Raw genomic sequence first — 17911 nt, forward strand, 5'->3', positions numbered from 1 at the left:
ATTACCTCCCGTATGGGTCAGGTTGAATCTCTGTTGCGTGAGGCTGTTCAGGTTGACGATCTTGTTGTGGACGAAGCCACTTCTCATCTTGCGAAAGCAGGTGGGAAGCGGCTTCGGCCTGCATTATGTTTGTTGACCGCGCAGTTAGGACCGCGGCCAGCCGATAATGACGTGCTTGATTCAGCCGTTGTTGTTGAACTGACCCATCTGGCCACGTTATATCATGACGACGTTATGGATGAGGCTCCTTTGCGCCGCGGGGTGCCTACCGCGCAATATATTTATGGCAATTCGTCGGCAATTTTGGCAGGTGACGTGCTATTTGCCCGAGCATCGGGAATAGTGGCTAAACTCGGTCCGCAGGCGGTGTTACTGCACGCCGAAACATTTGAACGTCTATGTATGGGACAGCTACATGAAACTATTGGCCCGCGAGATGGGGAAGACCCAATAGCTCACCATATTCAAGTGTTGGCAGATAAGACCGGATCGTTGATTGCCGCCGCAGGGCGATATGGGGTTCTTTATTCAGGTGGTGATCCGAAACTCGCTGATGATATTGCCCAGTTTGGAGAAAAAGTTGGCGTAGCCTTTCAGATTGCTGATGACGTTATCGATCTCATATCAGATCCAGAAGTTACTGGTAAAACACCGGGTACTGATTTGCTTGAAGGGGTACCAACAATGCCAACATTGTTGCTTTGGCAACGGGCGGCAGCTGGAAATCTCGATAGCGAAGGGCAACGTATTCTTGACTATCTAGATCATCGTGACTTAACACAAGGCGATAATTTAGCAACTGTTGTGGCGATGTTACGTGAGCATTCCGTCGTCGAAGAAACTCGGCAACTTGCCCATCAGTGGGCAGATGAGGCGCTAACACATTTGGCGGATGTTCACCATCCACAAGTGCGGGAGGGACTGGAAGCATTCGCCCGCGCAATGGTTGACCGCCTCGCTTAAAGCGAATCCCACACCATCACGTTACTCGCAAAGGGATAAATCAGAGTAAACTAAGTGGCAGTGTATGCGTTTATTAAAGCGCCCAGAACCAAGGAGCCGCACGTGCGTAATCTTCTGAACAAGCTTCTTCGAGCAGGCGAAGGCCGAATCCTCAAAAAGCTCAATGCTATAACGAAACAAGTGAACTTACTTGAAGATGTCTATAAAGAGATGTCTGATGATGAACTCAAGGCAGTCACTGCGGAATTTCGGGAACGCTTAGCTGGTGGTGAAACTCTTGATGAGCTGATGCCTGATGCTTTTGCTGCTGTGCGTGAAGCTTCGGTACGTACCTTAGGTCAGCGTCATTATGATGTACAGATTATGGGTGGCGCTGCTTTGCACCTGGGCAATATTGCAGAAATGAAAACTGGTGAAGGTAAAACTCTAGTTGCTACCCTTGCTGCATATTTGAACGCGCTATCTGGTGACGGCGTTCATGTGGTGACGGTTAATGACTATTTGGCTTCTTATCAGTCAGAACTCATGGGGCGTGTTTTCCGATTCCTGGGAATGACTACAGGCTGTATTTTAGATGGCCAAACCCCTGATCAGCGTCGGCAAGAATATGCTGCTGATATCACTTATGGTACGAATAACCAGTTCGGTTTCGATTACTTGCGCGACAACATGGCGATGGATGAAAGCCAAATGGTACAGCGCGGGCATAACTTCGCTATTGTCGACGAAGTTGATTCCATCCTTATTGACGAAGCCCGTACCCCATTGATTATTTCCGGACAAGCAGACGGGGATGCGAACCGCTGGTATATGGCGTTTGCCGATGCAGTAGGAAAAATGCGCCGAGATACCGATTATGAGGTTGATGAAAAGAAGCGTAATGCCGGTATCCTCGAACCAGGTATTGATAAAGTTGAAGATTTACTTGGCATTGACAACCTCTATGAGTCGGTTAATACGCCGCTAATTGGTTATTTGAATAATGCCATTAAAGCTAAGGAACTTTTCCACCGCGATAAGGATTATATTGTGCGCGATGGTGAAGTGTTGATTGTTGATGAGCATACTGGTCGTGTTTTGCCCGGTCGCCGCTACAATGACGGGATGCATCAGGCAATTGAAGCCAAAGAAGGCGTAGAGATCAAGGCAGAAAATCAGACGTTAGCCTCGATTACATTGCAGAACTATTTCCGCATGTATAAGAAGCTATCGGGTATGACCGGTACTGCCGAAACTGAAGCAGAAGAGTTTGCCTCAACCTATGATATCGGCGTCGTCCCAATTCCAACCAATAAGCCAGTTGCGCGGGTGGATCATCGCGATATCGTCTATGCCACTGCGGAATTGAAATTCGCCGCAATTGTGGAAGATATTAAAGAACGTTACGCCAAGGGACAGCCTGTTTTGGTTGGTACCGCGTCGGTTGAACATTCGGAGTTATTATCTGGATTGTTGAAGAAGGCGCATGTCCCACACGAAGTTCTCAATGCTAAACAGCATGAACGTGAAGCATCCGTTGTGGCAATGGCAGGTCGTAAGCATGCGATTACTGTGGCAACGAATATGGCAGGTCGTGGTACCGACATTATGCTTGGCGGTAACGCTGAGCATATCGCCGTGGAGATGATGTCCAAGCTGGGTCTTGATCCAGAAGAAAATACCGAGGAATATGAGGCTCGGTGGCCAGAAATATTGCAGGCCGCTAAAGACCAGGTGGCGGCCGAACACGATGAAGTCACTCAACTAGGTGGCCTCTATGTGCTTGGTTCTGAGCGTCACGAATCACGGCGTATCGATAACCAGTTGCGTGGTCGTGCGGGGCGTCAGGGCGATCCGGGCGAATCACGATTCTACCTTTCACTTGATGACGATCTGCTACGGCTATTTGGTTCGAGCATTGTTAATACGCTACGCAACTCTGCTCAAGACGAACCGCTTGATTTCAAGATGATGGCCAACGCTATTCAAAAAGCACAAGCTCAGCTTGATGGGCGTAATGCGGAACAGCGTAAGAATGTGTTGAAGTATGACGACGTGATGAACGATCAGCGTACCGTTGTTTATACTGAGCGTCGCCGGATTCTTGCTGGTGACGACGTCGAAAATCAGATCCAGAGTTTCATGGACTTTGTTGTTGACGATATTGTCTCAGCTAATACTGATGGGCCAGCCGACGATTGGGATTTGGATATGTTGTGGGCGGATATGCGCCGCTACTACAAGCCAAGCTTTACCCCGGCTGAGTTCATTGACGAACACGGCGATCAAAAGTTGCTCAGTGCAGATGTAGTTCGTGAGGAATTTACTCAAGATATTCATGCGATTTATGAAGAGCGTGAAGAAGAATTGGGCGATGAACAGATGCGTTATATTGAGCGTCAAGTTTTGCTTCAAACATTGGATCGCAACTGGCGTGAGCATCTCTACGAGATGGATTATTTGAAGGAAGGCATTGGCCTACGCGCCATGGCACAGCGTAACCCGCTTGTAGAATACAAGCAAGAAGGTTACCAGATGTTCCAGGCAATGAATGATCAGATTCGTGGCGAAACAGTGACATTCTTGATGGGCTTCGAGTTACCGTCTGAGCGCCTTGCTCGGGAGGCTGCTGAAGCGGCTGAGGTTATGGCTGGTCAAGAATCGTTGATGGATGCCCAGGCAGTTTCTCGAGCTACTGCCGCTGCTGCTACCGCGCAGTCAGCTACGGCGAAGGCCGCTGCGGAGAAGATCCTTGGCTTGAAGCGTCCAGCTACCGCTACGAAGATGACGTACACGTCTTCGGCAAAGGATGGCTCTGGTCAGGCACGGGCAACAAATGCTCAAGGCCGTGAGGTTCATGGTCAAACATCTGCCGGTTCGAGTGAACCACAGATGAACCGGGCACAGCGTCGAGCTGCGAAGAAGCGTAAGTAGCTAGAAACTATTTCTCATACGAGCACACCAGTAAGAACGTCTACTGGTGTGCTCGTTTTTACCCAGATGGTTTTAGGCAATTTCTAGAGCTGTAACGATCCAGTGATTTCGGTGTATTTCAAGGCGTAATGCTGCTGCGCGTATCCGAAAACCGTCATGGACAACAACAGATACTTCTGCGATTCTTCGACGTGGATGAGAGGCATGAACTCGGCGGATGATTGGCCGAGCAGCTTGTGGAACAGGGTCTTGCAAACGTTGATTTAAGCTGGTTCGTGACACCAGCGAACGATAGATTCCTGGCGCAAGCCACGATTGCAACTGTCGGACAGGGCGGTGTCCTAAGAGTATTTCAATTGCATGCCCGACTATGCGAGCTGCAAAAGCGGTGGCTGGAATAAGATCGGGTGGAAGTGGCCGGTCGAGAGCGTGCCGATCGTCGTCGTCGCTTATGCGTTGGATACTTGTTGCGCAAAGTGCAATCCGGTCATAAGGCTGACTTGGTGAAGCGCTAGGTATGGACTGCTTTCTCGTTGGATTCTGAGCGTGAGAAGCAACGAATTTTGGCTTAGTTTGAGAACTTACTGGACGATAAGTTATCGGTGCAGTGAGCTGGGGTTGAGTTAATGCACTGGACATGCTGAGTTACTTTCGGGCGTCGGGGAGGAGTAGATGCTGACCGGGATAAATGAGATTTGGTTCAGTGATTATGTGCTTATTGCATTCCCAAATCTTGTTTGCTAAAGCGTCCGGCGTCAGATGTGGGTATTGCGGTTGCAATTGATGGGCAATTGACCATAGAGAATCGCCTGGCTTGACCATGATCTGTTTCTTGAGTGCAGCAGGTGCGAGATGCGTATTGCGAAGATGATCGGGGGTGTGCTGAATAACGTGAATTCCGTACTCGGATGGGAAAGCAGGTGGTGAATGGTCAGTATTTGCGGCGTAGGCAGGAGTTGGACTGAGAAGTAACGCGGCTAGAGCAACTCGGCGTGCATGAGGAGCGCCGAAACGGGCAACGTATTCTAAAATAGTAGAATTTTTCTGATATGTACCAACATCTACAAGTAAATACGATAAACTATTCCATAGGAATATCAAGGTCAAACCGACTAAACCAGTTAATTCGAGCATTGAGTTGGCGTTAGTTGGCAGTCCGCAATCTAGTAACTGGTATGTGAACCAGCCCGATGTGGTAGCGGCAAACAAAAGCGGTACTCCATATTTCACGTTTTACCCCTACATTGTTGTTTGATGATGTTTGTTGCTGTTTAATATTATTTAACAATAACCGATTCAGTGAAAAGGGGGTATGCCCGGCATTGTGTTGTGGATAAGAAAAGATAGCCATATCAGGGATTTGCATACAATACAGTCATGACATGGCAGGCAATAGTTGAAAGCATTGGCGCGCGAATCGAATCAGACGATCGTTTGTATATGCTTGATGAAGTAGAAGACATGACGCAAGCTGAGCATGCAAGCGTGCTTTTGCATGAACGTATTCGTGGTTCACGCGGGCGAATCGTGACGTGTTCTTTGGGTGGCAATGAGGTAATTGGAACGTTAGTGGATAGCGGAGTTGACTGGTTTACGTTACGTCACATAGGCGAGCTTCAAGTGATTGCGAGTGCAAAGGTGACGGCAATATCCGGGCTGAGTGTGGCTAGCGTTGCATCTTCTCGTTATGTCCCAACATTTAATTCTGTTTTGCGTCACCTTATTGGGCAACGCATACAGATTAATCGATTAACAGAACCGATTTCGGGGGAGCTTAAAGCCGTGGGAAATGATTATATCGTCCTCGAAACTATGCGAAAAATGACGACGTCGGGTTACGGTTTGCGTACGAGCTTTCGAGATCCTGCTAGTGATATTTTTGTGCCGATTGCACAGATTATGATCGTTAGCAGTGGGGCGGAAAATTACTAGAAGATTTTTTAATCGTCGAAATCGTTAGCGTTGATCTTGTGGCGGGTCTTTTCGTAACCGGTTTGAATGTATTCTTCAACGGCTTGCTCTGAGATGCGCCACTGACCACGGCCACCAACTTGGATGGCTGCCAGTTCGCCGTTTTTAATGAGTGTTCGTACCTGACCGGCCGAAACGCTCAGGTTTTCAGCCACGTCTGCGATTGTCAGAAATTTTTGCATGATGCTAGTCTCTCACTTCTTGCGGATAAACGTAGACCGTTATCCCCAAAGTCTACCCCCTGTGGATAACTTTCGCGGTGGGATGGGTATCTTTTGAGAAGATAAGCTCATGATTTCTCTTGAACGTTTTACTCACCGAGCCCGTGATCCGCGTTTACTGCTTGGAATGGTTCTGATTATTGGTGGTGGCGTCGGCGGTGCGGCCCTCGCGGGCACACCAGATATTGTTATGGTTGCTCAGGCAAAGACCGATATTGCGGCTGGGAATAATCTCAATGCGTCTGATTTTGCGCTTGTTCCAGTACCGCGAGATATTGCTGCTAGTTATGTTCAAAATCTTGATTTTGCTGATGGAAGTCGGGTGCGGAAAACAGTCTCGGCAGGCGAATTGCTGGCGGTGTCCAGTATTGGCCGGCATAGTGGTGGAGTGGCGGTGACATTGCCTTTGTCCCTTCCAGTTGCGTCAGATATGACGCCGGGAGATGAGGTAATGGTATGGCGCGTTCCGCACAATAAAGATAGCCAGGCAAGTACTGTGGCACAGCATTCAACTTTTGTGCGACTTCTGGAACAACGATCTATTGGAGATGGTCATTTGATGGCGGAGATTCGGGTAAATCAAGGAGCGCTCAATGCCATTGTAGAAGCACTAGGTCAAGGTGATAATTTTGCAGTGTTTGAAGCCCAGGAGTAGTTCGTGAGTGTGTTGTTGTGTTTATCTTCAGAGCTTGATTCAGCTGTATTAGCGCATTTAGCTGAAACAGGTGAAGCTCATCTTATTGTTCGGCGGTGTGCTGACATGGTTGAAGTTCTGGCGGGCGCGCGTGCTCGAATCGGTACCTTGGCGATTATTTCCGAAGATATGGAGTATCTTGATGTCACAACAGTATCGCAACTGCGTCAGTATGTAGGTGTTGCTGTTGTTGCTAGCACTCATCCGCATGGCAACATAATTGACGATATTCGTTCGTTGGGTGATGTTGAAGTACTCGCACCACAAGCACACGAAATTGCGGAACGTATTCGATCTGCGAAGCTCGTAGAATCACCACGATCTTTTGACGGGGATTATCTTGCCGAACAAAAGCGCGCAACAGCCGGAAAATTAGTGGCATTTTGGGGTCCGGAGGGCTCGCATGGTCGCTCATCGTTGGTCCGCGATTGTAGCGTTGTGCTAGCTGGGCATTCACAGCTTTTAGTTGTCGATGGCGATACGGTTTCACCTTCGCTAGCACAGTTTTTCGATGTTGCCGAAAGCTCTGGATTGATTGGGCTAGCTCGAATGATTGATCAGGGACGCAATATTGATTGTGATGTGATGTTATCGAGTGTGCCAAAAATATTTGGATCAGTGAAGCTTTTAGCAGGGATGAACACTGGACAACGATGGCGCGAAATTTCACGCCCCGTTGCTGATAGAATTTGGCCGCTTGTGACAAATACATATGGAAATGTTGTTGTTGATATAGCTGGGGGATTGGATCAGCGAATTGAACGTATGGATCGGTGGGCACTGACCCGTTCAGTAGTTGCCAATGCAGATATTATGCTCCATATTGCTTGTGCGACTCCGATAGGTTTACGGCGATTGATTGAGCACTGGGATGCGTTAGCAGACCAACATCAGGAAAGTCACGGGAACGAAGCAATAGTTTTAACTGCGCTACGTTCGTCTGCCTTAGGGCCGCAGCCATTGTCTCAAGCTCGTGAGGTTTTAGCTGCTGTGGGGATAAAAGATGTGCCAGTTTTTGGGATACGCGATGAACGTAGTCGGTTGGATCGGGCACTTATCGGTGGACAAGCAATGCCGGTTATGTTTCCAAAATCGGGTTACTCGAGGGATATAGCCCGAGTATGTTCATGGATTAGCGATAGAATATAAATATGCGCATTTATATCCCATTGACGTTAAGTGATCTTCGTGAGAATAGTATTTCTATGCGACGAGTACATGCTGTGACACCAGCGCTACGGTCTGAAGTTCCCAATGAAGACGATGAGGGATATGAATACATAGCAACTTTAGCGGCTGCTGATGATTCTTTGCGGTTGCTTCAACGTATGCCGGGAGAGAAGTTAAGCCGAGTAGTTGCGGTTGCTGTAGTTTCTGATAATGCTCTTCAGCCGGTTACTGACCCTGAGTTGCCAACTGAAGTAGATCTAAATGCTGAGGTGTTGTGGCACGAAGTCGAGTCTTTTCACGTTGATGCCCCAGGATCTGAAGATTTAGTTAAGCAAGCTATTGCCGGAGATGAAGATGCTTTCATAGCAACTGGTGATATTGAACTGTTGTGGTTCGATATCAGCGAGCGAGAACACATTGGACTGGGACTCTGAAAAAATAGGTGGCGAGCTACTGTTCTGCCAGTAGTGTGTTTAATCTTTTTCAGAAACTATACGAGAGTTTTAGCCCATTAACTGATCACATTAATCGTTGAGCCCTGGCCCCTAGTTGGTGTGATACGGATCTGATTAGGGATTCGAGATTTTAATTCTTCGACATGCGAGATGATGCCAACTTTACGGCCGTCACGTGCTAATTCGGCGAGGGTAGTCATCACTTCATCGAGAACTTCGCCTGACAACGTTCCAAATCCTTCGTCGATCATAAGGGTATCGATGCGGATACCGCCATTTTCTTGTTGTACAACATCGGTTAACCCTAATGCCAAGGATAGGGCCGTATAGAAAGTCTCTCCGCCTGACAGGCTTCGGGTGGAGCGGATATCGCTTTCGCCTTCACCATGAGCGTCATAGTCAATAACTGACAAACCCAGTCCTGACTTGCGTTCTTTTTCAGCTTCATCAGAACGCACTAGCTCATAGCGGCCATGTGAAAATCGGGCTAAATAATCATTGGCATGCTCGATGACCATTTCGAATCTGCGCATTAAGACCCACACGTGCAGACTGACGTTTGTGTGCGAGGCTTTACCGGCTTGCGCGAGTTGATCAAGGCGACTTAATGGTCCTGATTGCTCGACTTCTTTCGCCCATCGTTCCCATGCATGACGAATTAATGTAGCATTACGCGATGCGGTAGCTGCGCCTTCGCTCGCAAGCGCAGCACTTTGAGCAGCCTGATTATGCGATTCTTCTACCTCTCGGAAAGCCGATTCGGCTGCCGGGATATCAACCTTTTCGTTCCCAGTTAAGTCCGCAATTTCCGGCGTAGCTAACTGTGTTGTCACATAAGCCCATGCTGATTCAAAAGTACGAATATCGTTACGTAATGATTCAAGCTGTGCCGGTTCAACAAAAGCATTCCGAGCATCTTCCACACTCATATCGGCTTCTGCTAAGGCCTCATCTAAAGATGCCTGTGCTTGTTGTGCGGTAGCGAGAGCTGTTTCATAATCACGGAGCACTTGGTGTGCTTGAGATAATTCTGTGATCGTCTGTTGGGTATCGGCGATCAGTTCGGCGATACTTTCTGCCTCTCCTAACGCCTGGGAAATTTTCTCTTGGTCTTTAGCTTGTTGATTGCGCTCATTGTCAATCGTCTTTTCTACTACGGTGATATCTGTTTCTAGGCGACTAAGAGCGGCTGCATTATGTTCACGCTCGTTTTGTAAAGCTGTTAGTTTTTCGGTCAATTCTTTGACACGTTGCTGAGCATCGATTGCGTCATCTTTTTGTTTGGTCAACTCTTGTTGTTGCCTAAGGAGTTCATCTTCGGTCAGTTCACCGAGGGAATCTTGTACGGCGGTAAGCTGGCTCTGGAGCAAGGCAAGGGCGGTTTTAGACTCCTCCAGTTGCCCACGAGCTTTATCCATATCTGTGGCTACCGCATCAACATCAGCTTTTTCTACGTGTTGGGCAGATACCTGTGCTGGTTGTGGATGCTCCACGGATCCACACACTGGGCACGGAACATCGTCTAGTAATTCTTGAGAAAGAATAGCTGCTTGAGAGGCAATCCACCGGTTATTAACATCGTGAAACCGGGTACTGATGGCGTGAAATTCTTCGAGTAATTCACTATGTTTCTCCGTTGCTTGACGGATATCGTTTTCTCGCTGAGCGCACTCGGCAAAAGCTTGCATTCTCTGGGTCAAATCCTCAAGCTTTTGCGTAGTGGCGGTAAGAGTTTGTGCTACCGTCTGGGCGTCGTCTAAAGCGCGTTCAGTTTGGGTATATTCTTGCGGTAGTTGGTCATGGCGTTCGTTAACCGTAGCCAATTCACTAGTTCGTGACGTGAGCGTATTTTCTAGATCTGAAAGTTCGGCGGCACGGGTAGCTACCTGTTCACTTAGCTCATCAATCTGTTTGAGATAAGCAAGATGCTCTCGTGACTGTTCGGTTTGCTGGTGAATATTATGCATCGTTAATTCAACGGCTAACGCATCAATATTCGATGGTTCGCCATCGTTATATACCGCTAATTCTGGCTCAATAGCAGTAAGTGCAGACAGGAGCTGAGCACGATGTTTACCAAGTTCTGTTTCCGCACGATGCTGAGCGCTGAGCCGTTCGATAGGAACAACTGCTCGATAATGTTGATCGACGCGCTGCTGCGAGTCTTCTATAACAGATTGCTGTGCTGCCAACTGTGTTTGTTGGGCAATAAGTTCACTGCGCTGTCCTAGATGTTTCGCAAGAGTTTTTTCACGGTCAAGCTTTTCCCGAGCACCAGCAAGCAACTCTGTTTGTTGACGAAGATTATCTTCGGCCTCTGATCGGCGCTTATCAAGTTCGGTGCCGCAACGGACAAGAAAATCTAATAGCGTGTGATCATCTGGTTCAGCTAAGGATTCTGCGAGTTGTTGTACCTCGATTTCCCATTCGCCAACTGCCGAATTTCCTAGCCAGGTAGCAACTGCTTGGGAGAGTTTTTGCCGTAACGCGTCAATACGTTCACTCGCATCAAGGGCTTGGCGGTGTAACGCCTGAGAAAACTCTCTATAAGGGCGAGTATTAAAAAGGGTCTCTAGAAGTTTAGACCGTTCTTCAGACTTCAAACGCAAAAAATCAGCAAACTGACCTTGTGGGAGAACAACAGTTTGGACAAATTGAGCGCGGGTTAACCCTAAAATGCTACTCAATTCCGTACCGACTTCGCGAGCACCAGTTGCTAAAACTTCTCCACTATTCCACTGGCCTTCTTCGACTGCAGCTTCGGAAAGACGCAAGAGATGCGCTTTTTCAGATACCGTGGTGAAGCCCCCACCGCGCTTTGGTTTATCCCATCGTGGAGAGCGCTCCACCCGATAAGTTCCAGAGCTGACCGTAAAGACAAGTTCTACCCGTGAAGGCTTTGCAATATCCGCATACGATGAACGAATCCGGCTATAGTCTGATTCGGCTCCTGCAGGATCGCCATAAAGAGCGAAAACAATGGCATCAATAAGCGAGGACTTTCCAGAACCGGTTGGCCCTTCGAGTAAGAAAAGACCTCCAGCAGTTAACGAATCTAGATCTATGGCATGCTGCCCACCAAAAGGGCCAACGCCATCAATAACGAGGCGACGAAATAGCATCTCTATTCTTCTCCCTTCGCAAGACTTTCCCATTGGCTAGCAATTAAGGCACGCTCTTCATCGTGCAGTTCACGGCCCCCAGCACTGGTAAAAAACTCATTTAACACATCAAGTGGATTCGTGCCGGCGCGGGTAACATCACGTGACGATAATTGATGGAACTCCACATCATGTTGGACTTCAAGGAGATGAGGAAAATGAAGACGAAGCCGGGCAACCATCCGTGGGGGACGATCAGTATCGGTGACGTATATCCGAACAAAATGATCCTGATAGGCAGAATATTTATCTGAAAGTAGTTCATCAAATGTGCCACGAATCGTAGCTAACGGCCGATAAATGGGGGCTGGAATCAGTTCAACATCTGGAGTATCACCCGGGGCATCAATCGTGACAATAGCACTCGATTTATGGTGGTGTTCCTCAGAAAAAGAAAAAGCGATAGGCGAGCCAGCATAACGCATTAACGGTTCTTCATTCACCTGTTGAGGCCCATGCAAATGCCCGAGCGCCACATAATCGATCATAGAATTTCCGCCAACCCTGACATCAAAAACTGCACTAGGCACACTATCAACGCCACCAATATGGAGATCACGTTCCGAATCAGATGGTTCGCCACCAACAACGAATTCATGAGCCATCACGATACGCGGGACAGCCACATCACAATGCGCAACAATATCCTCACGCACCAAATCCATCGCAGCTTTGACAACCGCCTCATGGCTACGTGCCAATGGTTCATCTGGATCCTCAGCTAACCGCACCCGATCAATATCTGGTTCTAAGTACGGTAGTGCATAGACCTGACCAACAAGCTCACCACCGCGAATGATATCTATCGGTTCCCCAGCCTTGCGAGGATCGGGCACAATCACAACGCGATCCTTCAACAGCCCTGCAGTAAACCCCAAGCGAGTTGGCGCATCATGATTACCCGGAGTCAGCACAACTGTTGTGTATTGTGATAGCCGTTGTAACGTCTCAGAAAGCAACCGCACCATCGTAACTGGCGGAATCCCACGATCAAACACATCACCAGCAATCAGAACCGCATCGAGATCACGGGTGCGCGCTAACTCCACTACATGATCGCACCATAAGGTAAACGCATCAGATAAATCCGCACCGTGGAGTGTGCGGCCCAAATGCCAGTCAGACGTGTGTAAAAACTTCATATTCCAAGTCTACCGAGAGCCTCCCACATAGTTTCATGTACACCCCTCAACTGCCAACACAAGACGCTATACCGCTACACCCTAGCCAGCACCGACTGATAAAATGAAACACAGTCAGGCGTTAACGCAACGTGTGGCACCGTCGTCGTCCCAAGGAGAATCACGTGAAACCCACACCGACCGGAGAAAAACAACAGGTTCAACCCTACGAACTATTCTTTTCCACCACGGATTCTAAAGGCGTAATCAAACTATCAAACGAAGTCTTCACCAGGCTATCACGCTACGACATTGACCAATTACGCGGAGCGCCACACAATATCGTTCGTCACCCAGATATGCCAGCCTCCGTTTTCAAATTAGTGTGGGACACCCTCGAAGCCGGCAAACCATTTGCCGCCTACATGCTCAATCTTGCCGGCGATGGCTCTGAATACGACGTTTTTGCAACCATCACGCCACTACCTGCCGGTGGATATCTATCCGTACGCGCCCGGCCCATGCGCGATCACGTATTCGCCCAGATCCGGGACGTCTACGCCCGGGTGCTCGAACACGAAAAAACATTGATCGACGGCGGACACAACCGTCGCCAAGCAGCCGAAGCCGCCCTGCCATTCCTCGCCCAAACACTGCGCGAGAGCGGAATTGAATCATACGAAGAATTTCAAACCCAATCCCTGCCAGAAGAAGTTGCCGCGAGGGAAGCCGAAGGCGCCAATTTCCCACAACGCGAAGGCGATTCCCAACTTCATGACATGCTCCTCGCCGTCCAGAACGAACACGACACGCTTGATGCGTGGATGCGCCACCAGGACGAACTCGTTCGGATGAATGAGCGACTGACCGCCGTCGTCGAACACGTCCATCACGATATGGAAAAAATGTCCGCCGTATCTCACGAGTTTACCCAACTAGGTGAAGGCAACCCGGCGCTTGCCATATCGCTCGAACCATTGCTGGTATGGAACCGGATGCAAGGCGTGACCCAGACATACCTCGCCACGTTAATCTCCAAAATCACTGCGCTCAGCACACATATTGCACAGACACGGTTCCATATCGCACTCTCGCGCCTGCACTCGGATATGTGTGGAGTTTTTCTTGCCGAACTTATTGACACCGGATACGACGCTAAAATCGGCGTCCCCGGATTAGCCCCCGGATTTGTGACCCGGGAAGTCTTCGGGGTTGCAGAACATGAAACACCACAAGAGCGCGAAATACGCGAGCGGTTGGAATCCCTCGAAATGCTCAGCTCAGTATTGACAGCCGACGTTGAAACGATTCACAACGATGCCGAAACCTACCAAGAACTGGCACAAGACATCGCCCGCTATATGGACCGCGTACTACATGCCATTTCTGTACCGCGTCAGCTACTTGAACTCTGGCAAATGTCAGCCGCCGAAGTTCCGATGCCACAAATCGTAGACTCGGTAAACTCCACAGTTTCCCAAGCAATTGAGCATGCTGAGGTTTTCCATAACCGGCTCACCGTTTTCCAAGGGGAACTTGGCAATGCTAACAACGTAGAAAACTTTGATGAGCTGTCCCGGATCGTGTTAGAGATCCACGCAAAAGTGCTGATTATGCAGGGGTAGGGGCAGAACACCAGCACAAAATCTCGGGATTTGGAACAGCAGGGTCGTATAGTGCACTGCTATGCCAAATCCCGAGATTTTTAGCCGACATCAATAGTAATTGGCGCATCCTGTTTACGGACAAATGTCAATATATAGTTCTTTTCGTCAAACCGGTAGACCGCCTCTTGCATGTTCCCGTTGACAGTGTCGTCACCATCGCTTCCTTGCCTGATAATGGCGTAGATATCTTCGTCCCGGTAGAAAAATTCTGGCGTTGAGTATCCTGGCAAAACAATATCGAGGGTAACATCTTGGTAGGAAACCCCACCATCGAATGTCGCGTAAATGGCAGGTTCTTCTGCCGGGTAACCAATGAAACCATTGTCCGCAGACAGCCATGATGATAAGGAAAGATTAGGCGGAAAATCGCGGAAAAGGGGTTGTTGTGACCACTTGGAAAAATGGCTAGATACATCGCTTCGCCATGAAACATAGTAGTCTGATCCGCCGGCACGCTCTTGAGCAAACGTTGCGATGGCGTGGCCATCGGCGTAGGAAAGAAAACGCGGAGCAGGATAGCCAGAACCAATACTTGTTGTTGACCAGGAAGCTCCTGAATCGGTAGAAAAGATCAGGCGTGCTTGGTTGTCGTCAAAACCAATGAACCCGGTAAAATCTGGGGAAATAACGTAAGAACCGCGGGGTAAATTGGTATCGTTTGAGCCGTTATTCGTGTGCGTGACCGCATCGTAGGCGTGCGGGACTGCTATCCAAGTGTGGCCGAAATCGTAACTTACACTTAACATCCTGTCTGCAATGCGATAGGTGTAAGCGACGGTGGTATCGGGAAGCTTTTCCGCCGGGCCAGGATCGGTAAGAAGTTCTGGGTTTGTCATAATATCGTAGCGGGCTGGCAACATCATTTCGGTAATAACATGCCCATGTTTATCGCGGTTGATAATGATAATCCAGTCGCTATGGAGCACTCCGTCGCTATCTTTGAGTAGGAGAAAATTAGGATTTGCAGATAATTTTTCCACGGAAGAAAAGCGAGGTGTGAGTGTGGCAGTGAGATGAAAAGCCTGAGAGTTGTCCGAAGTGTTTGGTGGAGTTAGTTCTGTCAGAGAATCTATTGATCCGGCTGTTAGCTGGAAAGACGGGGCGACGAAGAAGGACGAGTGCGTTGCCGTCCATCGGATAAACCAGTTTGCTACGTGCTCTGTGGTGACCTGGGTGGGAACAGGTGATGTTTTATTTTTATCTGGTGATAGGTGGAAAACTGATTGCCCAATGATGGGGGATTCTTGATAGCGCGCCCAGGAGATGCCAAGAACCATGCCAGTGCACATCAAGAATCCCGTCACTAATGCTATTGCCCATTTTAGCCGGGAATATCGAGCTGTTTTCATGGCGAATTAGCTTTCGTTAGCGGAGTGGGAGATATGCTTGTGGTTATTCTTCGTCGGGGAAGTAATCTGGGTGGGGGAGGCGTGCCCGCAGTGGCGCGTAGTGTTCTTTTAACCTTTTGCGATAAAGGCGTAGGTTGCCTTCTTCGGCAGCTTCCAGAAGCAGACGATGATGAATCCCGACATCTTTATTATTTTCTAGGGAATCTGTTGGCAGTTTCGGGATGACGACGTCTTCGATGTCCCAAAAAGCATCCATGAGTTGGAGGAGTAAAAGGTTGTTCGCCTTTTTTGCGAGGAGTTTATGGAACTCTCGATCAGCCTCGCGGAATTTTTCTGCGCAATCAGCGTATTTTTCCATTCGGTCGACGAGGGCGTGAAGATCCGGGTGTTCTTTTCCGGCAAGTTTTTTGACGATTTGCGGGGCGTATGCGTCATCGAGGTGTGCACGTAGCTCGATGACGTCACCTAGTGCCATGAGTCCGCCACTGGGGGTGAGCGCGGCTCGGAAAATAAGCGATTGGACCATGGGTTTTAGTGACATATTAGACACATATGTCCCGGTTCCGTGTCGCACTTCAACGATATCTAGGGTGGAAAGGACTTTTATTGCCTCTCGAATTGACGATCGGGATACGTCTAACAGTTCCATCAGGACTGTTTCGGGTGGCAGTAAGTCTCCACTTTGTAATCCTCGTTCAAGGATGAGTTCCTTTAAAGCGTTTACTACCCAGTTTTCTGTTGGGTGAGTGTGTCTGCGAGAATTTCGTTTGACCATCTTAACCTTCTCAGTATTCCTTGACAGCCGTTTTGGATAATTGTACCATGTCGATATGACGTGAGACGTCAGACGTCTAATGTGTAAATTCAGTGGACAAAGGAGTTCATTATGCATAAAAAACTATTTGCCGGATTATTGGCAGGAGCTATGTCGATTGCTGGGTTGGCCAGCTGTTCAAGCGATGCGGATAGCACTAGTTCGTTGGACGGGGAACTAGCCGGAGACATCGTCTTTTGGTCAAGTTACACACAAGGCCCGCGATCTGATTACCTAAAGTCAATGGCTGATCGGTTCATGGAAGAAAACCCCAAGGTCAAGATCAAGATCGAAAATTTTTCGTGGAGCGAATTTAACACGAAGTGGACAACTGGAATTTCAACCGGGCAAGTTCCTGATCTTTCTAGCGCATTGCCTAACCAGGTAACGGAAATGATCGATGTTGATGCGCTGGTACCGCTAGACGATGTTATTGCCGATATCGGAAAAGATCGATTCTATGAGGCAGCACTCGCCGAAGGTGAAAAAGACGGAGAGCACTATTCCATCCCGCTGTACTCCCATGCACAACTCATGTGGTACCGGACAGACCTCCTTGACAAGGCAGGTCTAGAAGTTCCACAAACATGGGATGAGCTCGCCAAGGCGGCTGATACGCTCAGCGATGATGAGACATATGGTTTGTCGGTACCTCTTGGGACAAATGACATGATGGCTACTCGATTCCTTAACTTTTATGTCAAATCAGCCGGGAAAGACCTTATTGCCAAAGATGGAACTATCGATTTAACAAATGAGACAGTTTATGACGGCATCCGTTATTGGGTGGATCGATATAAGAAATCGGCACCAGAAGGCTCGCTAAACTTCAACATCCTTGACCAGGCAACACTTTTCTACCAAGGAAAAACAGCATTTGATTTCAATTCGGGATTCCATATTGGTGGGGTAGAAAGTACAACTCCGGAACTTGCAGACAAGATTGCTGCTGCGCCATTGCCACGGATGAATGCTGATGATCCAATTTATGGCGGGGAAACTACTAACCAGCCAATGGTGGTGTGGAAGAATTCGAAGCATCCAGAAGTTGCTAAAGCCTTCCTGAAAACTCTCTACCAGACCGATGACTACATTAAGTTTTTACATTCGGTTCCTGTTGGCATGATGCCAGCTTTGAAAGACATTGTGGATAACCCTGACTTCTTAAACAACGATCACATTGAAAAATACCGGAGTGTATTCGATAGCCTCAACGAAGTTATCCCACTTGGACAAGCAATCGGCATGGAGCAAGGTCCACAGTTGCAGGCTGGAATTGTTACTAGCCAGGGCATCATTGAACAGATGTTCCATTCGATCATTCTTGATGGCGAATCAGTAGAAAAAGCAGCGAAGACTGCTGAAGACAAGCTCAACGATCTATTTAAAAAAGCTGGCGCTATTAAGTAACG

The 17911-nt window shown here is 48.5% G+C and carries 15 protein-coding genes; 8 read left to right on the forward strand and 7 right to left on the reverse strand.

The genetic code is table 11. The annotated features are described in order from the left end of the window. Positions 1 to 12 precede the first annotated feature (12 nt). Both HC352_RS01490 and secA read left to right on the forward strand, forming a co-directional pair. Entirely contained in the window at positions 13 to 963 is a 951-nt protein-coding gene (locus tag HC352_RS01490; RefSeq protein ID WP_168917261.1) for a polyprenyl synthetase family protein, read from the forward strand. A gap of 102 nt (positions 964 to 1065) precedes the next feature. Further along, the gene (gene secA / locus HC352_RS01495; protein ID WP_168917262.1) at positions 1066 to 3876 is read left to right on the forward strand and encodes a preprotein translocase subunit SecA; all 2811 of its coding nucleotides are present in this window, start codon (positions 1066 to 1068) and stop codon (positions 3874 to 3876) included. 72 nt (positions 3877 to 3948) lie between these two features. On the opposite strand, the gene HC352_RS01500 is transcribed toward secA, so the two are convergent. Then, positions 3949 to 4515: an Rv3235 family protein gene (locus HC352_RS01500; RefSeq protein ID WP_168917263.1), complete on the reverse strand. Its 567-nt coding sequence runs from the start codon at positions 4513 to 4515 to the stop codon at positions 3949 to 3951. Positions 4516 to 4521: 6 nt separating this feature from the next. Next, on the reverse strand, positions 4522 to 5106 hold the full coding sequence (locus HC352_RS01505) for a LysM peptidoglycan-binding domain-containing protein (protein ID WP_168917264.1): 585 nt from the start codon (positions 5104 to 5106) through the stop codon (positions 4522 to 4524). A 147-nt stretch (positions 5107 to 5253) separates the two neighbouring features. Between HC352_RS01505 and HC352_RS01510 the strand changes: the two genes are divergently transcribed. Then, the gene (locus tag HC352_RS01510; protein WP_168917265.1) at positions 5254 to 5808 is read left to right on the forward strand and encodes a hypothetical protein; all 555 of its coding nucleotides are present in this window, start codon (positions 5254 to 5256) and stop codon (positions 5806 to 5808) included. An 8-nt stretch (positions 5809 to 5816) separates the two neighbouring features. On the opposite strand, the gene HC352_RS01515 is transcribed toward HC352_RS01510, so the two are convergent. Then, a complete protein-coding gene (locus HC352_RS01515) occupies positions 5817 to 6029 on the reverse strand; it encodes a helix-turn-helix domain-containing protein (protein ID WP_168917266.1) in 213 nt (70 codons plus the stop codon). A 109-nt stretch (positions 6030 to 6138) separates the two neighbouring features. On the opposite strand from HC352_RS01515, the gene HC352_RS01520 reads away from it, so the two are divergent. Genes HC352_RS01520 through HC352_RS01530 form a run of 3 tightly spaced genes read left to right on the forward strand, consistent with a single transcriptional unit; the run spans position 6139 to position 8366 of the window. After that, positions 6139 to 6723 carry an SAF domain-containing protein gene (locus HC352_RS01520; RefSeq protein WP_168917267.1) on the forward strand — a complete coding sequence of 195 codons (585 nt, stop codon included), beginning with the start codon at positions 6139 to 6141 and terminating at the stop codon, positions 6721 to 6723. A gap of 3 nt (positions 6724 to 6726) precedes the next feature. Further along, complete coding sequence (locus tag HC352_RS01525; RefSeq protein ID WP_168917268.1) at positions 6727 to 7911, forward strand: CpaE/TadZ family protein; 1185 nt, start codon at positions 6727 to 6729, stop codon at positions 7909 to 7911. Between the two features lie 2 nt (positions 7912 to 7913). Beyond that, positions 7914 to 8366 (forward strand): DUF6912 family protein, encoded by a 453-nt coding sequence (locus HC352_RS01530; RefSeq protein WP_168917269.1) that lies wholly within the window; start codon positions 7914 to 7916, stop codon positions 8364 to 8366. Between the two features lie 77 nt (positions 8367 to 8443). On the opposite strand, the gene HC352_RS01535 is transcribed toward HC352_RS01530, so the two are convergent. Together HC352_RS01535 and HC352_RS01540 are read right to left on the reverse strand one after the other, a co-directional pair. After that, positions 8444 to 11509, reverse strand: coding sequence for an AAA family ATPase (locus HC352_RS01535; RefSeq protein ID WP_168917270.1), 3066 nt, complete (start codon positions 11507 to 11509; stop codon positions 8444 to 8446). A gap of 2 nt (positions 11510 to 11511) precedes the next feature. Then, complete coding sequence (locus HC352_RS01540; RefSeq protein WP_168917271.1) at positions 11512 to 12690, reverse strand: exonuclease SbcCD subunit D; 1179 nt, start codon at positions 12688 to 12690, stop codon at positions 11512 to 11514. A gap of 164 nt (positions 12691 to 12854) precedes the next feature. Between HC352_RS01540 and HC352_RS01545 the strand changes: the two genes are divergently transcribed. After that, on the forward strand, positions 12855 to 14294 hold the full coding sequence (locus HC352_RS01545; protein ID WP_168917272.1) for a PAS domain-containing protein: 1440 nt from the start codon (positions 12855 to 12857) through the stop codon (positions 14292 to 14294). An 80-nt stretch (positions 14295 to 14374) separates the two neighbouring features. On the opposite strand, the gene HC352_RS01550 is transcribed toward HC352_RS01545, so the two are convergent. Further along, the gene (locus tag HC352_RS01550) at positions 14375 to 15685 is read right to left on the reverse strand and encodes a hypothetical protein (protein ID WP_168917273.1); all 1311 of its coding nucleotides are present in this window, start codon (positions 15683 to 15685) and stop codon (positions 14375 to 14377) included. Between the two features lie 43 nt (positions 15686 to 15728). Next, complete coding sequence (locus tag HC352_RS01555) at positions 15729 to 16460, reverse strand: FadR/GntR family transcriptional regulator (protein WP_168917274.1); 732 nt, start codon at positions 16458 to 16460, stop codon at positions 15729 to 15731. A gap of 111 nt (positions 16461 to 16571) precedes the next feature. Between HC352_RS01555 and HC352_RS01560 the strand changes: the two genes are divergently transcribed. Beyond that, positions 16572 to 17909, forward strand: a complete 1338-nt coding sequence (locus HC352_RS01560; RefSeq protein WP_168917275.1) for an ABC transporter substrate-binding protein — start codon at positions 16572 to 16574, stop codon at positions 17907 to 17909. Positions 17910 to 17911 lie beyond the last annotated feature (2 nt).

Origin of the sequence: Arcanobacterium buesumense, from assembly GCF_012563545.1 — a bacterium.
In the GTDB taxonomy this organism is placed as follows: Bacteria; Actinomycetota; Actinomycetes; order Actinomycetales; family Actinomycetaceae; genus Arcanobacterium; species Arcanobacterium buesumense.